Source organism: Echinicola sp. 20G, assembly GCF_015533855.1.
Classification (GTDB): domain Bacteria; phylum Bacteroidota; class Bacteroidia; order Cytophagales; family Cyclobacteriaceae; genus Echinicola.
This window is the reverse complement of sequence record NZ_AP024154.1, coordinates 257584-276226: the sequence shown is the minus strand read 5'-3', so window position 1 is coordinate 276226 and position 18643 is coordinate 257584. Positions and strand designations below refer to the sequence as shown.

At 39.7% G+C, this 18643-nt stretch carries 11 protein-coding genes; 5 read left to right on the top strand and 6 right to left on the bottom strand.

From position 1 onward, the window contains the following. Window positions 1-39 precede the first annotated feature (39 nt). On the bottom strand, window positions 40-2307 hold the full coding sequence (locus JL001_RS01380) for an ATP-dependent helicase (protein WP_200974341.1): 2268 nt from the start codon (window positions 2305-2307) through the stop codon (window positions 40-42). 65 nt (window positions 2308-2372) lie between these two features. After that, a complete protein-coding gene (locus JL001_RS01375) occupies window positions 2373-3212 on the bottom strand; it encodes a lysophospholipid acyltransferase family protein (protein ID WP_200974340.1) in 840 nt (279 codons plus the stop codon). 136 nt (window positions 3213-3348) lie between these two features. Between JL001_RS01375 and JL001_RS01370 the strand changes: the two genes are divergently transcribed. From JL001_RS01370 to nadD, 4 genes are read left to right on the top strand one after another with little or no spacing between them, the layout of a single operon-like run. Then, entirely contained in the window at window positions 3349-3939 is a 591-nt protein-coding gene (locus JL001_RS01370; RefSeq protein WP_200974339.1) for a sigma-70 family RNA polymerase sigma factor, read from the top strand. A 29-nt stretch (window positions 3940-3968) separates the two neighbouring features. Further along, window positions 3969-4241, top strand: a complete 273-nt coding sequence (locus JL001_RS01365; protein WP_192011116.1) for an anti-sigma factor — start codon at window positions 3969-3971, stop codon at window positions 4239-4241. A 12-nt stretch (window positions 4242-4253) separates the two neighbouring features. Then, the gene (gene gmk, locus JL001_RS01360) at window positions 4254-4835 is read left to right on the top strand and encodes a guanylate kinase (protein ID WP_200974338.1); all 582 of its coding nucleotides are present in this window, start codon (window positions 4254-4256) and stop codon (window positions 4833-4835) included. Beyond that, on the top strand, window positions 4832-5398 hold the full coding sequence (gene nadD / locus JL001_RS01355) for a nicotinate (nicotinamide) nucleotide adenylyltransferase (RefSeq protein ID WP_200974337.1): 567 nt from the start codon (window positions 4832-4834) through the stop codon (window positions 5396-5398). The genes gmk and nadD overlap by 4 nt, the downstream gene beginning before the upstream one ends. 40 nt (window positions 5399-5438) lie before the next feature. Here nadD and JL001_RS01350 read toward each other — a convergent pair whose 3' ends face one another. From JL001_RS01350 to JL001_RS01335, 4 genes are all read right to left on the bottom strand, one after another. Beyond that, window positions 5439-6752 carry a vanadium-dependent haloperoxidase gene (locus tag JL001_RS01350; protein WP_200974336.1) on the bottom strand — a complete coding sequence of 438 codons (1314 nt, stop codon included), beginning with the start codon at window positions 6750-6752 and terminating at the stop codon, window positions 5439-5441. 23 nt (window positions 6753-6775) lie between these two features. Further along, window positions 6776-10114: a VCBS repeat-containing protein gene (locus JL001_RS01345; protein WP_200974335.1), complete on the bottom strand. Its 3339-nt coding sequence runs from the start codon at window positions 10112-10114 to the stop codon at window positions 6776-6778. Window positions 10115-10215: 101 nt separating this feature from the next. After that, window positions 10216-12081 carry a RagB/SusD family nutrient uptake outer membrane protein gene (locus JL001_RS01340; protein ID WP_200980269.1) on the bottom strand — a complete coding sequence of 622 codons (1866 nt, stop codon included), beginning with the start codon at window positions 12079-12081 and terminating at the stop codon, window positions 10216-10218. A gap of 23 nt (window positions 12082-12104) precedes the next feature. Further along, window positions 12105-15278 carry a TonB-dependent receptor gene (locus JL001_RS01335; RefSeq protein ID WP_200974334.1) on the bottom strand — a complete coding sequence of 1058 codons (3174 nt, stop codon included), beginning with the start codon at window positions 15276-15278 and terminating at the stop codon, window positions 12105-12107. 705 nt (window positions 15279-15983) lie between these two features. Here JL001_RS01335 and JL001_RS01330 point away from each other — a divergent pair. Next, a complete protein-coding gene (locus tag JL001_RS01330) occupies window positions 15984-18626 on the top strand; it encodes a DUF5686 and carboxypeptidase regulatory-like domain-containing protein (RefSeq protein ID WP_200974333.1) in 2643 nt (880 codons plus the stop codon). Window positions 18627-18643: the final 17 nt, after the last annotated feature.

The following is an 18643-nucleotide window of genomic DNA, read 5'->3' as shown; positions in this document are numbered from 1 at the left end:
TAGGCAAAAACTTTATCTATACTCATTAGTGGATTTTTTTTAGGACTCCACAATCCGAAGCTTAGCAAAGCTAAGTAATAAAGTCTTATCTCCAAAATTGTCAAAGCCAATGGTGGCTTTTTTATTGATTCCTTCTATCTCAACCTTAAGAACTTTACCATATCCAAACTTTGGATGTTCCACTTTCATGCCTTCCATTAAGTTGTTGGTATTGGATGGTTTAAAGTCAGGGCTTGGCGTATGAACTTTTGCGGTAGTATTGGTTCTCATTGAAGGTCTTTTTAATCCAATAAAGCCTGATTTTCCTTCACTACCATTGGTGTTTTGCTGGCCAAAAGAGCTACTTCCCAGCTGCCTTCCTTTACGTTTGGTGACCTTGATACAATTAGGGTCCACTTCTTCTAGGAACCTACTTGGTTCACAGTTTAAAAGCCTTCCAAATCGATAACGCGTGATGGCATAACTAAGGTAGAGTTTTTCCATGGCCCTCGTAGTAGCGACATAGAAAAGTCTTCTTTCTTCTTCCAAGTCCTCTCGACTTTGCATCATCATTTGAGATGGGAAAAGGTCTTCTTCAAGTCCAACGACAAAAACCTGTCTAAACTCCAAACCTTTGGAAGAGTGGATAGTCATCAGTGTGACCGCATCTACCTCGTCCTTATCACGGTCATTGTCAGTGAGCAAAGCAATTTCTTGGAGGAAAGCTCCTAAGCTTTTGTCTTCATTTTCTGGATTGTCCACATATTCTTTGATGGCATTGAGCAATTCCTGAACGTTTTCATACCGGTTGAGCCCTTCAATGGTTTTGTCTTCATATAACTCTCTCAGCAGACCAGATTGCTTCGCAATGGCAGATGCTGCTTCATAGGCATCCTTTCTTTCGGTTTCCATTTTGAAGCTTTTGATCAAAGTGGAAAAATCAGCGACGGCATTGGCCGCCCTGCCGCTAAGGAAACTGCCTGCATTATTGATGACCTTCCAGAGTGGAATGTCGTGTTCGTAGGCAGAAACCATCATTTTTTCTACACTGCTCGCTCCAATCCCTCTTTTAGGGTAGTTAATGATTCTTTTGAAAGCTTCCTCGTCATCCTGATTGACCACATAGCGCATGTAGGCCATCAAGTCTTTGATTTCCTTTCTTTGGTAAAATGAAAGACCACCTACAATTTTGTAAGTGATGTTCATCTTTCTTAAGGCTTCTTCTATTGCTCTGGACTGTGAATTTGTTCTGTAAAGGATGGCAAAATCACTGTTTTCAAGCTTTTTATTGTTTTTTTCTTCAAAAATGGTGGATGCTACCATTCGCCCTTCTTCATTGTCTGAAGCAGCCTTGATCAGCTCTATGAGGTCCCCATTATCATTTTGAGTCCAAACGTTCTTTTTAAGCTGAGCTTTGTTCTTCGCGATGATGGAGTTGGCTGCCTCGACTATATTTTTTGTGGACCTGTAGTTTTGCTCTAGCTTGACCACTTCCAAGTCAGGGTAGTCCTTTTCAAAATTCAAAATATTTTGAATATCCGCGCCACGGAACGCATAGATACTTTGTGCATCATCTCCTACCACACAAATATTTTGATGGACTGCTGCCAGTTTTTTGGTAATGAGATATTGGGAAAGGTTGGTATCCTGAAACTCGTCCACCAGCACATATCGAAAACGCTGCTGGTATTTATTAAGTACATCGGGATGGTCCCTAAACAATACGTTGGTGTTAAATAGTAAGTCATCAAAATCCATCGCAGATGACTTGAAGAGTCGTTTTTGATAGGCGCGATAAATCTCACCCATTCGGGGCTTCATAGCGGCTTCATCATCTGCCTTAATGTAGGGATCATTGATGTAGTTTTCCCAAGAGATTAGCCTGTTTTTTGCACCGGAAATTCTTGACAGGACGGTATTGGGTTTGTAAACCTTGTCATCCAGCCGCATTTCTTTGACAATACTTTTGATCAACGATTTGCTGTCATCTGTATCATATATGGTGAAATTGGACGGGAAACCAAGCTTTTCTGACTCTACACGTAAGATTTTCGCAAAGATGGAGTGAAAAGTACCCATCCAAGTATTTCTGGCCTCCAAGCCAATAAGCTTTTCAATACGGTGCCTCATTTCACTGGCCGCTTTGTTGGTAAAGGTCAGTGATAATATTTGAAAAGGATCAACTCCTTTGGCGTGGATTAAATGTGCTATTCTATAGGTAAGTACCCTTGTTTTGCCAGATCCTGCACCGGCAATGATCATCAAGGGGCCTTCTGTGTGTTCAACTGCTTCTCTTTGTGGGGGATTTAAACCTTCTAAATAATCCATACTTCTTTCCTCCTGTAAGCTTCAAAGTTAATGTTTATCTGTGGAAATCTTAGGGTAAGTTATGATCAGTTACTGTTTTTCCATCTATTATGGGACCAAAGGTACAAGGCGGGTTGTTCCCGGATATTTTTTTCTGTCAGCTCAATGAATTGATCCGTAATGCTGTGCTCCCTCGTATCATGCGGAGGTTCTGCGACAAAGCGATAAGTGAATTTGTAATGTCCTCGTTTGAGTTTGTGGACTTCAGAAAATATGACAGTAAGGTCAAATCGCTTGGCCAGTTTTTCAGCTCCTTCAAAGAAGCCTGTTTCCCTGTTCATAAATTTAGCATGATAGCGCTGATCTTCCCGGTTTGGTCTTTGGTCAGCTGCTAATCCAATTAATCTGGGGTGTTTTCTGTATTTGATAAAATGTCTTTGAAACTTGCTCTTTTCTACCAAATAGCCACCAAACCTACTTCTAAGTGTTTTCATCAGCTTTTCGAAGAATGGGTTAGTGACCTGTTGGTACACAATTTCTATTCTTTCATCCACCAAAGCCCTGACCGCTAAAGGATGTCCTTCCCAATTAAAAAAATGGGCGGTAAGCCCTACGATTACTTGCTTTCTTTCCAAAAGGTCACGAAGTAAATCCATGTTTTCAAGCTGAAATCTTTTTTCAATTTCAGGCTTTCCCATGGTCATCAGCTTGATGGTTTCAGCAAAAGAATCCGTGAGGTTTCTATAGAACTCTCTCATGATCTTTTTTCGTTCTTTTGGGCTTTTTTCAGGAAAGGCGCATGAGATGTTTTTCCAAACCACTTTTTTTCTGTACCCTATTATGTAGTAAGCAAGGATAAAGAATGAATCGGATAGGATATACAAACACCACAAAGGCAGGTAAGAAATTAAGCGGAATGCGAACATTAATTAGCAGTATTACGTTAAACTCGTCCTATTGAAAGGTGAAAGGCGAGGTTTTTGGAATCCAAAATAAATGAAATCAAGCGAATTCTTTCAAAAAATTAGTGATAAATTAAGTCAATGATTATTTTTGAAACTTATGTCTGAGGTACAAAAGAAAAAATATTCCGATAAAGAGAAGAATAATATATTCGACAATGAGTTTATGCCTCACATAGACTCGATGTACAACTTTGCCTTCAGGCTTACTTTTGATGAAGATGATGCAAAGGATTTGGTGCAGGATACTTACCTCAAAGCCTATCGTTTTATCAATAGTTTTGAACAAGGTACCAATGCCAAGGCCTGGTTGTTCCGTATTTTGAAGAACAGCTTTATCAACGAATACAGAAAGAAAAGTAAGCAGCCGTCCAAGGTTGATTATCAGGAGGTTGAAACTTATTATAACTCAGATAGTGTTGATTACAATATCACTTCTGATTTAAGGGTGGATACGGTTAAAGATATGCTTGGAGATGAAATTTCCAATGCATTGAACAGTCTGGCAGTTGATTTCAGGACTGTGATCATATTGTGTGACCTTGAAGGCTTTACTTACGAAGAAATGGCCAAAATTTTGGATATTCCAATTGGCACTGTAAGGTCAAGATTACATAGGGCAAGGAACTTATTGAAGGAGAAATTACATTCTTATGCTAAGGATATGGGGTATAATGCTGATGAAGATTGAATTAAGTTTGAAAGCGAAATATAAATAACATGGACAAAAACATAGAATCATCTGGGGAAAGGAAACTAAAGTGTGGTGATGTGAGCAAATGCTTCCAACTTTTAGAGAGTATTCTAGATGGGGAAGACAAGGACGCGTCAAAGGATGTCCTCAAAGAAAAACTGTCCAAGTGCCAGCCATGTTTTGAGCATTTTCATTTGGAACAGGCTATACGTGAAGTACTTAAAAATAAGTGCACCAAACAACAAGTCCCAAGTGAATTGGCCAAAAGTATCAGGCAGAAAATCGAGGATGTAAAATAAGGAATCACCACCATGTCTTTTGGAAAAGCTTTTATCTTTTCGGCTCCATCGGGTTCCGGAAAAACTACTATAGTTAAACATCTTTTATCCAGTCGTTCAGACCTAGGCTTTTCAATTTCTGCCTGTACAAGAGATAAGCGAGGGAGGCACGAAGTCCACGGTAAGGACTATTACTTTTTAAGCCCAGATGAATTCAAGAAAAAAATTGATGAAGATGCCTTTATAGAATGGGAAGAGGTTTATGAAGGTAATTTTTATGGTACCCTCAAAGAAGAAATCCAACGAATTTGGGATAGCGGTAAGCATGTAGTCTTTGATGTTGATGTTAAAGGGGGACTTAATCTAAAAAAATATTTCGGAGAACGTGCTCTAGCTGTGTTTGTGAAAGTTCCTTCATTGGACACCTTATCAGAGCGCTTAAAGGATAGAGGTACAGAGTCTGAAGAAAGCCTTTCCAGGAGGATTTACAAAGCTAAGTTTGAAATGTCATTTGAAGAGAAGTTTGATGTGACACTTGTCAATGATGATATGAAAAAGTCATTTGAAAAGGCAGAGCAGTTAGTCAATGACTTCGTTGAGCATAAAGGAAATTGAAAGTAGGTTTATTTTTCGGTTCGTTTAACCCCATTCATATTGGGCATTTGATCATAGCCAATGTCATGCAGGACAGTACTGACTTAGATGAAGTTTGGTTTGTTGTGTCTCCTCAAAACCCATTTAAGCAAAGAAAAGCCTTATTGCATGAATTTGACCGTTTGAGAATGGTCGAATTGGCCATAGAAGGAAACTATCATTTTCGGGCAATGGATGTAGAGTTTCACATGCCTAAACCAAGCTACACGGTTGACACATTAACCTATCTTAAAGACAAGCATCCACAACATGACTTTAAATTGATTATTGGAGGAGATAACCTGACTCACTTTCATAAATGGAAAAATAGCGATCAGATATTGGAGCAATATGGATTGTATGTTTATCCTAGGCCAGGGGAATCTGTGGATTACGATCATCCTAATGTAAAGCATGTAGAAGCGCCATTGATAGATATTTCGGCTACTTTTATCAGAAAATCAATAGAAGAAGGGAAGTCTGTAACCTATTTACTTCCTCCCTTGGTGGAAGATTATATTAAAGGAAAAAAGTTCTTTGTTTAAAAAGCAAAACGCCTGATGTCATCACATCAGGCGTTTTGCTTTAGAAGCTTATTTTGTTAAGAATCCAATGTCCAACCTCTCTTCCTTGAGTTTGTCCCCTAGTAATGGCATCCATAAAATGTATCCCTCCGTACAAACGGCTTATGGCTGCTTCATTGGCTGCTTGGGTAAATGAAGAATAGCTTCTTGCCTTTAGGCCATATCTCTCCTCGACTGTGTCAGAATAAGGGAATTCCTCTCCGAAATAATGGGTGAGCACTACAGAGGCAGCTGTTGATACTGTGCTGTGGCCGCTTAGGTATTCAGGGAAAGGAGGTGTTTGTAAGAATGGAGTCCAAGTAGGGTCAATGTATTTTCTGATGGCTGTTTCCGGGCGAATACGGTTGCTCCGGTATTTTTCATCCCAACAAGCTATAAAACCATCCATTAAGGTAACTGCCACCATGGTATGAATTTCGAGGGCTTCTGAAAAAGAGAGTCTCGCTTTGTTGCAAGCTATGTTGGTAATTCCCATCCAGTGGGCACCTGGAGATATCTTCTTCATCCCAACCATCAAATGGCCATTGTCCTGAAGAGCAAAAGGATTACAGTCCCAAAAGGCGGCGATTTCACTATTTTCGCCAGAGAGGTCTACATCATAAACTTCCTTGGTAATTTTGTAAAATTCTGAGTCTTTATTTTCAGAAAAAGCTACAGGAGGTTCTGGCTTAAATTGGGCTGCTGAATCCAGAAAAAATGGCCTTACAGTATCAAAATAAGGCTCTACGGGGGCAAAATAACCTGGAGGGGTCGGGTACCAGCTTCCCGGGATTTCAAGGGGTGTGTAGCGAGGGTAATTGCTAATGAGATTATATCCATCAGCTTTAGCATACTGAAGAATTTCCTTACTGATGTCTTGGGCATAAGCCAAGGACTGTTCAATGTTTTCTTCACTGAAACCCATTCTTCTACAGCTGTCTAAAATACTTTCTTCAAAACTTTGTAGCTCCGTGCCAGATGGCTGGATCTTTTTGGCTGTTTCCAACATGCCAAGGATGGCACTCAGCTGATAAGATTGTTCAGGATATCCTTCAGGTTTCTTTATATCTGGATACTGATTGAGAACACCATGCAAATCCTCTAGTGTGCTGTCGTTTTGAGAGGCAATTTCATACCCGGTCAGGCAAGCATAGGAAAAGAATCTTGCTGCCAGGGGCGGATTGGTGACATCATGAATCATCAATTCCGTCATTTGGATCGTGATTTCACCAATATAACTTGAAGGAATATCGGGAAGGTCTTTGGTTTTATCCTGACAACTTAATGCAAAAGCTGTCAAAATAAGGATACTGAATAATTTTACTGGGTACTTCATTATAATGTTAGGTATTTATTGAATTAAATATTTGTCGATCTGCGATAGGCCACAATGCCTTTTTGGTTAATACCGAAGAGCCATTTGTCATTGATTTGGAGAATGCTTCGGACATCTCCTTTCAGTTCAAAACCTGATTTTTGTTGAGGAATATAGCGGAAGCCACCTTGCCCGTTTCCTTCCAATAGAATGCCATAGTTGGCATCATATTTCCCGAACCTTAAGCGTGCTTTTTCAATGTTGCCACAAAGGATCAAGTCTTTGATGCCATCTTCATTGTAGTCTGTATTGGATATGGCCAGAACAGGTGAAGATTGAGCTTGGATCGGGAGATTGGCTTCCTTGAACTTCCCGGAATTATCACTTAAAAATACAGCAGTCTTGAGATAGTTGGCAGAAAGAGTTGTTGCTCCTTCCAGCTCATCCTCTGTGAAAATGTCTTTGATTTTGGCATCTGCGTAACCTTTATAGCTGTTGAATTTGGTTCTCATTTTAGCAATCTGATCCAACAGTTCATCGCGGGTTACATAAGGATAGTTTTCGCCTTGGATATAGCAGCAAAGAATAGGGTCAATAGAGCCGTTACCATCAAAATCTTTGAAAATAATTTCTGTAGGCTCATTTGAGCTGGCATGTATTTGGGTGTTGGTACCTTGATTTCCTATTACCAAGTCCATTTTTCCGTCGCCATTGAGATCATCTACCAACAGTTTGTTCCACCACCCAGAATAGTTTTGGTCAAAATATTTAGAGGTGCTTTCTTGCAATTTTTGGTTGGTCAATGAAAAAACATGGACAGGCATCCATTCTCCTACAATAACAAGTTCCAGTTGGCCATCATTTTCCAGGTCTGTCCATTCTGCATCAGTGACAAGTCCAATATTTTTTAGACCGGCTGAGTATGCGGATGTTTGATCCGAGAATATGCCCTTTCCGTCATTGATTAAAATAGTACTTTCTGGTATAGTGGGATAAGCTCCTGGAATTACTCTTCCTCCTACAAAAAGGTCAGCTGCCCCATCATTATTGATGTCAGCACTGGTGACACAAGAAGAACTGATAAGCATTTGTGGCAAGGATTCTGGAGACTTTTTCAAGTTACCTTTGCCATCATTTATGTAGATTCTGTCTTGAAGTTTTTTGTCTTGAGGCATAAAGTTGGCATAGCCACCACTACATACATACAAATCCAAATGGCCATCCCCGTCTATATCGATGAAGGCAGCGTCAGTATCTTCGCTATCCTTGTCCTGGAGAAATTCATTTGTGTTTTTTATGTCAAAATCACCAGTTTTGTTTTGTAGAAATAAAGAACCTGCATCTCCAAGCCCTCCACCAACAAAAATATCCTCTAAGCCATCTCCATTAACATCTCCTTTGACCATAATTGGACTGTTGAAGGAAAGAGGGTTGACCATTAAAGGTTGCCGCTTAAAGTCATTGATCTTATTTGTTGATGTTTTTGGGCTGATTGGTGAAGTGGTGTGCGCAAAATAACTTTGACTGGGTTGTTTGTATAACTCTCTCTCTGATGCCTCAGCCTCTGAAATGGTCAATGTTTGATTTGTTTGCACAGTTCTTAGCACTTGTACTTTTCCTGATAGCCATTCCACTTGTATTGAATCAAGTACATCTGCTTTGCCCAAACCAAAATGAAGAACAGGTGATATGCTGGATTGATAGCCCCTTGTTGGCATCTGCTCCTGATAATATACTTGGTCTCCACTATAAAGAGTGACTTTTGTACCTAGACCAAATTTGTTTTGCCTTTCTCCAAGTAGCTTGATTTTTAGATAATTGTTGTTAAGTTGTTTATTGCTTTGGTTTTCAAACACAAATGCTTCTAGGTTAATGTTATTAACAACCAGGTCAAGGTCCCCGTCATTGTCCAAATCGGCATAGGCAGCGCCATTACTAGTAGAAGCATAATTTAGCCCCCAGTCTTCACTTATTTTTTCGAAGGTCAGGTCTCCATTATTCTTGAACATATAATTGTACAGACTGGAAGAAGGAATTTGTTTGACCAAATCCAAAACATTTTGTCTTCTGATATTGCCATCATTGTTCTGAACATAGTCTCCCATAAATTTCAGGAAGTCCATGTTGGTATAATCCTTAAGGTAACCATTGGTGATGTAAAGGTCTTTCCATCCATCATTATCGAAATCGGCAAATTGAGCAGACCAACTCCAGTCGGTGTTGGATATGCCAGAGAGCTGCCCGATTTCGCTAAAGGTTTCATTTCCATTATTTACCTGTAACATATTTCTCATGTATTGATAATGGAACCCTACATTCACTTTAAAGTCGAATTTTTCATAATTGTCAGGAGCCATTAAAAGCTTTTGACGTTTATTATCCTCAGGAAGCATATCCAAGGTGTAAAGATCAGGCAAGCCATCGTTATTGATGTCGGCAATGTCATTCCCCATGGAAAAGTGGGAAGTATGTCCCAGGCTTTTTCCTATTTGATCAGTAAAAGTGCCATCGCGATTGTTAATATAAAGATAATCAGGTGCAGTGTAATCATTGCAGACATAGAGGTCAGTCCAGCCATCACCGTTGATATCGGCCGCACCGATGCCTAGACCATAGGATAATGCTGAGTTTTGAATACCTGCTTCTAGGGTTACCTCTGTAAATTTACCATTGTCATTTCTGAAAAATTGAGACCCAGCGGGGTCTGTTGACTTCATGATTTGGGCTGTACTAGCTTCATCAAGAACGGGAAGTGATTTATGGTTGTGGTTCAAAAGAAAAAGATCCAAATCTCCATCTTTATCATAGTCAAAAAAGGCACCTTGGGTACTGGTGGAATTGCTAGCTAGATTGAATTTATCTGCCTGTTCACTAAATTGGGGGATTCCAGCTTCATTATTTCCTTCATTAATGAATAATTGGTTTTTTCTTTTTTCTGGGAGAAGGTTACCTGAGTAGCAAACATAAATGTCCAGACGGCCATCGCCATTAACATCAGCCATTGTGACCCCTGTTTTCCATGGGCCTGTGCGCCCCGTTGCACCTGAGACGGAAGTAATGTCCTCAAAGACCATATTGCCTTTATTCAGGTAAAGCTTATTGCTGGACATATTTCCAGTAAAATAAATATCATCCAAATCATCCCCGTTCAGGTCACCAATAGCTACCCCGCCTCCGTTGTAGAAATACTCATACATCAGCACATTAGTATTTAGGCCTTCGGTGAGCTTGTTTACAAAAGTAATATTGGTCTTTTCAGGACTTAATAGGGAAAAAAGTGGGATAATCTCTTTCTCTTTTTCTTCATCAGTTTGTGTTTGACAGCTGAGGAAAGAGAAGATTACTAAAACAAAGAAAGTTATTTTAGGTAAATGGTTGATCATATTGGGTGATTTAGGTTTTGGTTTAAATATAAAAAAAATCTATACCAATCACCTGAGGGTTGGTATAGATTCTTTATTAAAAAATAACAATAGGTAAGTGGTTATTCCGTGTATCCTGGATTTTGTACCAGTAACTGATTTCTGTTCATTTCATCTCTATGGATTGGTAAGAAATACATTTTGTCTAGCCAAGTTCTGTTTTCTTTACCCGGGTCTATAGGAGTCACTTGATAGGAATAGTTATAGATATCAGGATCATATCGATAAATGGACAAGGATTGGCCCGGTTTTAAGGTTCCAACTATACTGATGCCATTGGCTTTTCTGCCTAAGGTTTCATCTGCAATCATCCATCTACGGCAATCGTGATAACGTTGTTCTTCGTAGGCCATTTCTATACGTCTTTCATTTCTATAACGCTCCATTAGGGCATCTCCAGTGTCACTAATGGCTGGCATACCTACTCTGTAGCGGATTCTGTTTAACCAAGTCCTGGCTTCATCCTCCTCACCTAACTCAATACATGCTTCAACATAATTTAGGACTGCTTCAGTGTATCTCAATATTGGCCAAGGAATTTCTTGCCAAGTGTTTTGATCAACAATAGCAGGGTCTGGGTCGATGAATTTTCTCATGTAGTAACCCGTATAGCTACCATTCCAATCCTCTATCGGTCCATTTCTAGTATCCAGACCAAAGTGGATAACAGTTTGACCACCAGAGATGATTTCATATTGACCAGTTTGAATTTGGCCTAGTGGGTCTCTTGGCTGGTTGGCAGTTGAACGTGGTTTCCATTGAGAGCCATCGTAAAGAATAGAAGCATAGAATCGAGCATCCCTGTTTTCATATGGTGCTGAAGCATGGTCAGGGTTGTTCCAGTCAAATGAAGTACCGTCCATCATTTCGTAATCATCCACAAAATGTTGGATAGGTGTGTTCCCTGCCCAGTTATTGTAGCCGTTTGGTCCATTGAAAAGACCTTGACGTCCTCCGTTTTCCTGCTTGGCATTGATAAAATACCTTGCAAAGATCAGCTCATTTTCTCCGCCATTTTTGGAAAGTGAATTGTTCATGTAGTTTTGAATGCCTTCTTCATGCGACACAGGAGCACTAAGGTTAAGCATATTTCCATCATCATTATCCAAAACAGCTTTGGCTGCATCTTTAGCTCTTTGCCATCTTTGTGTTCTGTCTCCTGATGTATAGCCGAGGTATTCTTGGTTGGCGTAACCGGAAATCACAGATGATTGGGCTGATGCAGTAGGGATGTCGTGAAGATCACTAGCTGCATATAACAATACCCTTGATTTTAAAGCCAATGCAGCAACTCTATTGGTCCTGCCTGAGGCCATGGATTTACCGTCTAGCAAATTGGCCGCATCATCTAAATCTTGAACGATAAAATTGACACATTCTTCCCAAGTATTTCTTGCTATTTCGTAAGTCTCCTCACCTAATTCGTAAGGTCTGTCCACAATTGGAAATGCACCATAATACCTTAACAATTGGTGGCTGTAATAGGCCCGCATAAATTTGGCTTCTCCCATTAACCTGTCTACAATTCCATTGTCATTAGGAAATTGAGGTTCTGTTAGGTTTTGGATGGCTACATTACAAGCCCGGATACGGCTGTACATATTACCCCATGAAAGGGTGCCGTTTACCCAGCCAATGTCTGCAGGATTGGATCGGGATTCTGTAATGGTGGTAATCCCCCTTCCTGGGTGGGTAAATATGGATTCATCGGTTAAGGATGCTAGCATTTGTTCATCAAATCCTCCATTTCCTAATCCTGCATAGATATCTGTAACTGCAGCTTCTGCTAATGCAGCATCAGACCAAACAGCCCCTTCAGATACTTCGCCTAGTGGATCTGTGTTGACAAAATCGTCATTACAACTGGTCATCGTCCAAACAGATAATCCGACCAAGACCAGATAGGTTATATTTTTAAGTTTATTCATCATCTTTCTTGTAGGTTAAATAATTAGAAGGTGAGTGAAAGGCCTGTATTGATTACTCTTGCTTGAGGATAATACTGACCAGTTGAACTGTTGGACTCTGGGTCTAATATTCCCGACTTATTCATGATGTTAAACAGGTTCAATCCATTTGCAAATATTCTTAGGTTACTGATGCCTACTTTTTCTCCAACCTCCATAGGCAGTGTATACCCTATTTCGAAGTTTTTCAATCGGATATAATCAGTTTGTCTGAACCAATAGGTGTTTCCATTGGAATAGTACTGGTCACTTCTGTTCGCAATTCTTGGATGCTCACTACTTGGGTTGTCTACAGTCCACCTGTTTTCATAAATATCCAAGAAGTAATTACCTATGTTTCCTGACTCACCTGCGCTGACATATTGACGTGCACCAAACGCTCCTTGGAACAATATGGACAAGTCAAAGTTCTTATATTGAGCAGTAAGGTTAAGACCTCCTTGGAACATCGGGATGTCATTTTGGTCCATTCTTACCCTGTCATCAGGAGTAATCGCGCCATCATTATTATAATCGACATACTTCATGTCTCCTGGGCGTAACTCATTGGTGATAGCTGTATAATCCAAAGTTTCAGCATCAATAGAGGCTTGGTCAGGGAACACTCCGTCGTATTGGTATACCAAGAACGTGTTCATTGGTTTGCCTGTAGACTTTTGCCATTCTGGTGCTCCAGGAGCTTCATCCCAGAAAAGTATTTTGTTCTTGGCGTAACCTCCGTTGACACTTGCACTATAGCTGAACTCTCCAGCTCTTCCTCGATAACCTAGTAAGAAGTCAAAGCCCGAGTTGGCCACCTCACCAATGTTTTCAGCTGGAAGTGATAGCCCGGTACTTTGTGGGACGGATGCATTTTTTCTCCAAAGGATATTGGTACGTTTATTATAGAAATAATCCATTTCGAAGAATATTTTTCCATCTAGCATTTGTCCTTCAATACCGATGTTTGAGTTATTGGCAATCTCCCAAGTAATTGTGGTGTTTGGAACCCTGGTTTCGTATAATGTTTTGGTTTCGGTACCGTCTATGATATAACTGCTAAAGCCATAAGTGGAAAGGAATTGGTATTCCTGTAGGGCTCCACCAAAATAGATTTGATCGTTCCCCATTTGTCCCCAACTACCTCTGATTTTGAAAAATTCCAAACCAGGAATTGCACTTTTAAAGAAGTCCTCTTCTGAAGCGACCCAACCTAACATGATGCCAGGGAAGAAACCATAACGGGTATCTTCAGGGAAGATGTAGGAAGCATCATACCTCCAAAGGAACTCTGCCAAGTACTTTTCTTTATAGTTATAAGCAGCCCGACCAAAATAATTTAGCCTAGCTCTTTCATATGCGCCCCCACCATTATCTTTTTCCAAGTCACCACCTGCAAACATTTGATCGATGGCAGGAGAAATGAAGTATCTTCTAAATGCATTAAAATTGTCTCCTTCTTCAGTTTCACGGTTGGTACCTGCCAGTACATTTATAGTATGGGCTTCATTAAATGTCCTTTCATAAGAGAATACACCGCCTAACAGGATATTGAGCTGGTTGTAGTGAGCTTGGCTCAATCTAGGTTCAGCTGGCCCCCTTTGACTTGGAACCAATACTGGGGTTACTCCATCATCTTCAAATCCATTACCTCTTTCATAAAGTGTCCAAGGAATCTCCCAACGTTTGGTGTCTCTGGATAACTTATCCACTGCAGCGGTACCCACAAACTTAAGACCTTCTACTCCGGGAATCTTAACTGTTATTTCACCATTAGACTGGAAATAATCTCTTTTGTCTCTATCGTAGCCAGTGGCGTTTGTAGTGATGACTACCGGGTTTTCACCGTTTTCAATATCAGGCCCAGGAAGACCATTCGGCCAATAAGCTGGTTGGTGAGGCTTACCACGAACTTGCATACGGAATATGGCTCCAGCACTTCTGGTTGGAAAGAAGCGATATTCTTCACGTCCTAGGACACCTAATTTTACGCTGATATAATCATTGATTTTGGCATCTAAGTTGATTCTAAGATCATATTGCTTGTACCCTGTAGCTGCGTTTTTATAATAAGCATCCTGATTTTGGTAGCCCAAAGAAGCCAAATACCTAACGTTTTCGCTACCACCATTAAGTTGGAGGTTGTGTCTTACTTGAGGAGACCATGTCTTTAGTGTTTCCCCATACCAGTCTGTGTTTGGGTAATTCCAAGGGTCGTTTCCAGCCCTATAAGCAGCAATGTCTTCAGGAGTAAATGGAGCTGCTCTTTCTTGACCGTTTGGTCTTGTATAGACCCCAGTGCTTTTATAGGCATCATTTGCTGCTTGCCATTCATTTACAGGAAGTTCATAAACACTCAGGTCATTAAGCATTTCTGTGTATTGCGCAGCATCTGCCATGTCAGGCAAGACAGTAGGTTGCGCCCAGCCTTGGTTGAATTGGTAGGATAATTCTGGCTTACCACTTTTACCTCTTTTGGTGGTTACCAGTATAACACCGTTTGCGGCCCTGGAACCATAAATGGCAGCGGAAGCATCTTTCAAGACAGAGATACTTTCGATGTCATTAGGATTAAGTCGCTCAAAACCACCCGCTCTTGCAGGAATACCATCAATTACGATGAGTGCGTCATTATTACCCAAGGTATTTGAACCACGGATTCTGATACCTGAACCGTCATAACCAGGCTCACCGCTTCTGTTTACGGCTACCACACCTGGCATTCTACCGGCAATGGAGTTCGAAATGTTAGTAGCGGGTGACTTGGCCAGCTCGGTGCCTTTTACGGAAGCTACTGCACCTGTCACTGTTTCTTTCTTTTGCTCACCATAACCTACTACGACCACTTCTCCAAGTGATTGTACGTCTGAATTTAGGGTGACAGAAAGATTAGTTTGGTTTCCAACAAGTACATTTTGGCTTTCAAAACCGATGAACGAGAAAATTAGAACATCTTCTCCTTGATTGAGGGTGATTTTGAAGTTTCCGTCCAGGTCTGTTACCGTTCCTCTAGTAGTCCCTTGAACTAGAACTGAAACACCTGGCAAAGGTTGGCTATCTTCAGCAGAGATGACAGTACCTGTCACTTCCCTACTTTGTCCTTGTGCTATTGTTTGCATTGAAAATAAAAACAAAGCGCATAGCAAAAGAACTCTCAACTTTTGTAGAGTTTTTTTCATGTGGGTTTTGTTAAATTAGGTTATAACTTGTTAATCGATAATCTATGTATTAAAAATGCCTGTTTGTTTTGAAAAATCCAATATTATATTTTATATAACTACTCTATTGAGTTATTATATTTTAAATTAATTAAGCTTATTGATTAAATTAATCATAATATCAATCTAGTATTTTGAAAAAAGAGAAATCGGAATCGGTTGAAGGTTAAATTTTGTTAAAATCCTTTCGCAAATAGACGGTAAATTTAGTTTTAAAAGTATAAAATTTTGTATTTGTTGTTATTTGTTATTTTTTCATCTTGTTATCGATGTTATTTCAATTTTATTTTTGTTTTAATGTGTTCTAGTGTCAATTTTCAAAATAAAATTTTTTTTGTGTTAAAAATACGTTTAACATAATTCCTGATTTCATTAATAAGTTCAATAAGGTGTTTGTTAGAATGGGAAATACTGACAGCATTATTTTGATTTGGGAAAAGAGGGGCTTATATTTAACGCGTAAGGTTTAAATAAATGGAAAGAATTGGCAGCTAATGGCTGTCCGTTCTTTGTTTCTGTAGCTTCTTAGGAAGCTTTTTTTATGTCTTTTTTGCGCTGTATTTTGTTCTTACCATCTAACCAGCTGAATGTTAAAGCTTGTCAAAGGATGGAGTGAATTGAAGAGAAATGGCTATTTTACAGATGCAATTGTTTAATAATCAAGCCATGTCTAAAAATTTACTTAGAGTAATTGTTTTAGTTTTCTTCCACCTTTTTATGTCAGTGGGATTGATCTATGCTCAAGGTATAAGGGGCAAAGTTCTATCCAGAGATGGTGATCCTCTTGCATATGCTTCAGTATTTATTCGAAACATCAATGATGGGGTACCAACCAATCAAGATGGTGATTTTGAATACCCTCTTGTATCGGGGTATTATGATATAATAGTACAACATCTGGGTTATAAGTCGGTTCAGAAAACGGTTCAGATCAATTCAGCTTGGGTGGAGTTGAAAATAGAGCTTGAACCCCAAACGTATGCATTAGAAGAAGTAGAGATCAAGGGAGGAGCAGAAGATCCTGCTCTCACTGTAATGCGTAAAGCGATTTCTAAATCTAAATTTCATCGACTTCAGGTAGAGGAGTACAGCATGAAGGTTTATATAAAGGGGACAGGTGAATTGACAGATGCCCCTTTCTTCTTGAAGAAAAAGTTGAAGGAAGAAGGAATAGCGTTGAATGAGGCATATACATCTGAATCAGTCTCAGAAATTACATTCAAACAACCCAATGAAATCAATGAGTGTGTCATCAGTATCAGAACAAATGGTGAGAACAACCAAACTTCCCCTGCACCTTATATAGGAGCCAGTTTTTATGCGGACAAGGTAAATGAGGTAATTTCCCCGCTTTCCAGATCTGCTTTTGCTTACTACAGGTTCAAGCATGAGGGGACTTTTTTTGAAAATGGAGTATTGATCAATAAAATTAGGGTCACGCCCCGGTCAAGGGGAGAACAGGTTTTTGAAGGGCATATATATATTATTGAAGATTTGTGGGCCATTCATAGCCTAAAGCTAAAGACTTCTATCATGGGATTTGATGTGGGGGTGACGCAACAATATGCTCCAGTTGAAGAAAATGTCTGGATGCCACTTACCCATATTTATACCTTTGGAGGGAAGTTTTTTGGTTTTGAGGGGAATTATAAATATTTGGCTTCTACCCGTGATTATCAGATCAAACTAAATCCAGATTTGGTTGTGGAAACAGAGATTCTTGATGAAAAGGTTGATGATATTCCGGAGCAAATAACTGATTTTGACCATAAGGAATCAGCAGTGAAGCAAATTGCAGATGCTGAACAGATGTCCAGAAAGGATTTTAGGAAAATGATCAATGAATATGAGAAGGAGAGCTTGAAGGAAAGAAAAGATGCGGAAGTTGTAGCGATTAGAAACTATAGTGTTGATTCTCTGGCTAAGGAGCGAAATCAAAGTTATTGGGATAGTATCAGGCCAGTTAAACTTACTGAAAAGGAAATCTTGGGATATGAAAGAGATGATAGTCTTGCTGTAGTGGAAGCGGCGAAGAAAAGTGACGTGGACTCGATAGCGAACAAAGCGAAAAGGAAATTTAATCCTTTGGACATTATTGGTGGAGGACGTTATCATTTTGGAAATGGCAGATCTGCTGGGTTTTCGACGAACTGGACAAAAATATCTTTCAATACAGTTGAAGGATTCAAGCTTGGGTTTTCCGGTTTTTATAGGAAAGTAAGCAAAGACAGTATTAGTGGGCAAGAAAATTCATGGAGGATAAAACCTGAAATCCGGTATGGCTTTTCCAGTAATAAACTTTATGGAATGGTTGATTTTAGCAAATCCTGGAGTAGGGATAGAACCAAGCTTACTTATGGGATTTCCGGGGGGAATTATATCTACCAATACAATGCTTCAAATCCCATTAGTGAACAGGTCAATGCGCTTTATTCATTATTTTTTAGGCAAAACTATATGAAGCTTTTTGATCAAAAGTTCGTAAAGGTTTACCTTTCTCATATTCCTCATGATGCATTTACCTACAGCTTGTCTCTCTCTTACGAGGATAGAGGGGTGTTGCAGAATCAATCCAACTACAGTTTTTATAATAAGCCGGAAAGAAGATACACTTCAAATATCCCCAACAATGAAGAAGCTCTGGCATCCTCTTTTGAGTCAAATGAAGCATTGATAGCAGACGTGAGAGTAAACTGGCGTCCAGGGTTAAAATATTACGTGAGAAATGGAAAGAAGTATCCTTTATATGGAGGGGCTCCTTTGATCAGCTTTTTATATAGGAAAGGTATTCCCAACGCGGGACTTATGGAAAATGCCGCTGATTTTGACCAGCTAGAATTGGGAATCAAACATGATTTTCAATTTGGGGTCAGTGGGAAACTGGACTTTAATATAAAGGCTGGTGCTTTCCTTAATGATGGTCAAGTGTACTTTATGGACTTTAAACACTTTGGTGGGAACCGGACCATATTTTCCAACATGGGGACGGTCAATAATTATCGCTTTTTGGATTACTATCAATACAGTACTAGGGGAAACTATATCAGTGGGATAGTGCATTATCAGTTTCGCAAATTTTTGTTCACTCAATTGCCCATGTTGAGATTTTCAGGGATTAGGGAAAATGTGTTTTTTAATTATTTAAAAACCGAATATTCGCCGCACTATTGGGAAGTAGGCTATTCCTTGGATAACCTGTTCAGGGTATTCAGGGTCGAAATGGGGGCAGGCTTTGAAGGTGGGGATTACTTGAGAGGCGGTGTGCGTCTCGGCATAGCCACCTTTATCAATATAAGTATGGATGACTGATTTAGGCTAAAAAGCAA

Excerpts from the sequence above, each read along its gene's own strand:
- JL001_RS01365 (WP_192011116.1), top strand. The coding sequence starts at position 3,969 with ATGGACAAAAACATAGAATCATCTGGGGAAAGGAAACTAAAGTGTGGT.
- gmk (WP_200974338.1), top strand. The coding sequence starts at position 4,254 with ATGTCTTTTGGAAAAGCTTTTATCTTTTCGGCTCCATCGGGTTCCGGA.
- JL001_RS01350 (WP_200974336.1), bottom strand. The coding sequence starts at position 6,752 with ATGAAGTACCCAGTAAAATTATTCAGTATCCTTATTTTGACAGCTTTT.
- JL001_RS01375 (WP_200974340.1), bottom strand. The coding sequence starts at position 3,212 with ATGTTCGCATTCCGCTTAATTTCTTACCTGCCTTTGTGGTGTTTGTAT.
- JL001_RS01335 (WP_200974334.1), bottom strand. The coding sequence starts at position 15,278 with ATGAAAAAAACTCTACAAAAGTTGAGAGTTCTTTTGCTATGCGCTTTG.
- JL001_RS01380 (WP_200974341.1), bottom strand. The coding sequence starts at position 2,307 with ATGGATTATTTAGAAGGTTTAAATCCCCCACAAAGAGAAGCAGTTGAA.
- JL001_RS01370 (WP_200974339.1), top strand. The coding sequence starts at position 3,349 with ATGTCTGAGGTACAAAAGAAAAAATATTCCGATAAAGAGAAGAATAAT.
- JL001_RS01340 (WP_200980269.1), bottom strand. The coding sequence starts at position 12,081 with ATGAATAAACTTAAAAATATAACCTATCTGGTCTTGGTCGGATTATCT.
- JL001_RS01345 (WP_200974335.1), bottom strand. The coding sequence starts at position 10,114 with ATGATCAACCATTTACCTAAAATAACTTTCTTTGTTTTAGTAATCTTC.
- JL001_RS01330 (WP_200974333.1), top strand. The coding sequence starts at position 15,984 with ATGTCTAAAAATTTACTTAGAGTAATTGTTTTAGTTTTCTTCCACCTT.